The following is a 2,905-nucleotide window of genomic DNA, read 5'->3' as shown; positions in this document are numbered from 1 at the left end:
GATCAGAACAATCCCAGCCTGCAACGCATCTACGGCACCGCGTGGGAATCCCCGGACGCGTTGGATCGCCACCTGGCGCTCGTCGAGGAAGCGCAGCGCCGCGACCACCGCAAACTCGGCGTGGAGCTGGACCTGTTCAGCTTCCCCGACGAGATCGGCTCCGGCCTGCCGGTGTTTCACCCCAGGGGCGGCATCGTGCGCCGCGAGCTGGAGGACTATTCGCGGCGCAAGCACATCGCCGCCGGCTACGAGTTCGTCAACACCCCCCACATCACCAAGGCGGACCTGTTCCACACCTCCGGGCACCTGGACTGGTACGCCGAGGCGATGTACCCGCCGATGCACCTCGACGCCGACTACGCCGACGACGGGACCGTGCGCAAACCCGGCCAGGACTACTACCTCAAGCCGATGAACTGCCCGATGCACACCCTGATCTACCGGGCCCGCGGGCGGTCCTACCGCGAACTGCCGCTGCGGCTGTTCGAGTTCGGCACCGTGTACCGCTACGAGAAATCCGGGGTGGTGCACGGGCTGACCCGCGCGCGCGGCTTCACCATGGACGACGCGCACATCTTCTGCACCCGCGAGCAGCTGCCCGCCGAACTGGGGTCGCTGCTGGGCTTCGTGCTCGAGCTGCTCGGCGACTACGGGCTGGCGGATTTCTACCTGGAGCTGTCCACCAAGGACCCGGCCAAGTTCGTCGGCTCCGAGGAGATGTGGCAGCAGGCCACCGACATCTTGGCGGCGGTGGCGGCCGACTCCGGCCTGGCGCTGGTGCCCGACCCGGGCGGCGCGGCGTTCTACGGCCCCAAGATCTCCGTGCAGGCCCGCGACGCGCTGGGCCGCAGCTGGCAGATGTCGACCATCCAGGTCGACTTCAACTTCCCGGAGCGCTTCGATTTGGAGTACACCGCCGCCGACGGCAGCCGGCAGCGCCCGGTGATGATCCACCGCGCGCTGTTCGGGTCGATCGAGCGGTTCTTCGGCATCCTCACCGAGCACTACGCGGGGGCGTTTCCGGCGTGGCTGGCGCCGGTGCAGGTGGTCGCCATCCCGGTCGCCGGCGAGCACGTGCCGTACCTGCGCGACGTCGCCGCCCGGCTCGCCGCGCACGGGGTGCGGGTCGAGGTGGACGCCGGCGAGGACCGGATGACCAAGAAGATCGTCACCCACACCCACCAGAAGGTGCCGTTTATGCTGCTGGCCGGGGATCGTGACGTCGCCGCCGGCGCGGTCAGCTTCCGCTTCGGCGACCGCAGCCAGCTCAACGGGGTGCCCTGCGACGAGGCGGTCGCGGCGATCGTGACCTGGATCGCCGACCGCGAGAACATCGCGCCGACCGCCGACCTGGTGAAGGTGGGCGGTCATGGGTGAGGACGCGATCGTCGACCGCGGGGTCGGAGACGTCGACCACCTGCAGCGGCTGTGGACGCCGTACCGGATGAGCTATCTGGCCGAGGCGCCGGCGCGGCGGGAGAACTCCGGGCAGAACAACCCGTTCACCGACATCCCCAGCCTGCCCGACGAGGACGGCCTGATGGTCGCCCGCGGCGAGCAGGTCTACGCCGTGCTCAACCTCTACCCCTACAACCCCGGGCACCTGATGGTGGTGCCCTACCGGCGGGTCTCCGAGCTCGAGGACCTCACCGACGCCGAGACCGCCGAGCTGATGGCCTTCATCAAGAAGGCGATCCGCGTCATCAAGAACGTGTCGCACCCGCACGGGTTCAACGTCGGGCTCAACCTGGGCACCTCGGCGGGCGGGTCGCTGGCCGAGCACCTGCACGTGCACGTCGTGCCGCGGTGGGGCGGCGACGCCAACTTCATCACGATCATCGGCGACTCCAAGGTGATCCCGCAGCTGCTGCGCGACACCCGGGCGTTGCTGGCCACCGAGTGGGCCAGGCTGCCGTGAGCGCGCCGGCCACGATGCAGAGCGATGCCGATGAGAAGGAGCGGCGCAGTTGAGCAAGTTGCTGTCGCGCGGCGGTGTCGAGCGGGTGACCACCCCGTTGGCGCGGGTGCTGCTGCGGGCCGGCTGCAGCGCCGACGCGGTCACGATCATCGGCACCGCGGCGGCCGTGGTGGCCGCGCTGACCCTGTTCCCGGCGGGCCGGCTGTTCGCCGGGGCGGTGGTGATCTGTTTTTTCGTGATGTTCGACCTGCTCGACGGGGCGATGGCCCGCCTCAGCGGCGGCGGCAGCCGATTCGGCGCCGTGCTGGACGCCACCTGCGACCGGATCAGCGACGGCGCGGTGTTCTGCGGGCTGGCGTGGTGGGCGGCGTTCGGGCTGCGCAGCCCGTCGCTGGTGGTGGCGACGTTGATCTGCCTGGTCTCCTCGGAGGTGATCTCCTACATCAAGGCCCGGGCCGAGGCCAGCGGCCTGCGCGGCGACGGGGGCCTCATCGAGCGGCCGGAACGGTTGATCGTCGTGCTGGTCGGCGCGGGGTTGTCGGATCTGCCGGTGGTGCCGCTGCCGTGGGCGCTGCCGGCGGCGATGTGGCTGCTGGCGCTGGCCAGCCTGCTGACCTGCGCGCAGCGGTTGCACCGGGTGCGGCACTCGCCGGGGGCGGACGAGCCGCTGTCGCCGGGGACGGGCCCGTCGTGACCGGCAGCGCGGCCGAGCTGGTCACAGACTGGTCGTATGCGGCCGGCTGGCGGGTGGTGCGGGCGTTGCCGGAGTTCGCCGCGCGCGGCCTGTTCGACGCCGGGGCCCGCTACGCATCCCGCGGCGGCGGGCCGGATCAGCTGCGCAAGAACCTGGCCCGCGTCATCGGGGTGGCACCGCCCGACGTCCCCGCCGAGCTGATGCGGGCCGCCCTGGCGTCCTACGCCCGCTACTGGCGGGAGGTGTTCCGGTTGCCGGCGATGGACCAGGCGACGCTGGCCACCCGGGTCGAC

3 protein-coding genes and 1 pseudogene are annotated in these 2,905 nt (G+C 71.0%); all 4 read left to right on the top strand.

What is annotated here, in order from left to right; all coding sequences use genetic code 11:
- Positions 1–1,377: threonine--tRNA ligase (gene thrS, locus F6Q13_RS17040; protein WP_293059077.1), on the top strand; the 1,377-nt coding region annotated here is incomplete at its 5' end.
- Positions 1,370–1,918 (top strand): HIT domain-containing protein, encoded by a 549-nt coding sequence (locus F6Q13_RS17035; RefSeq protein ID WP_293059075.1) that lies wholly within the window; start codon positions 1,370–1,372, stop codon positions 1,916–1,918. The genes thrS and F6Q13_RS17035, both read left to right, overlap by 8 nt.
- Positions 1,919–1,967: 49 nt before the next feature.
- Positions 1,968–2,612, top strand: coding sequence for a phosphatidylinositol phosphate synthase (gene pgsA / locus F6Q13_RS17030; RefSeq protein WP_293059072.1), 645 nt, complete (start codon positions 1,968–1,970; stop codon positions 2,610–2,612).
- Positions 2,609–2,905, top strand: a pseudogene (locus F6Q13_RS17025) (phosphatidylinositol mannoside acyltransferase); the annotation flags it as partial. The gene pgsA and the pseudogene F6Q13_RS17025, both read left to right, overlap by 4 nt.

The sequence above is a fragment of the Mycobacterium sp. genome, from assembly GCF_008709575.1.
Classification (GTDB): Bacteria; Actinomycetota; Actinomycetes; order Mycobacteriales; family Mycobacteriaceae; genus Mycobacterium.
This window is presented reverse-complemented; position numbering and strand designations above follow the sequence as displayed.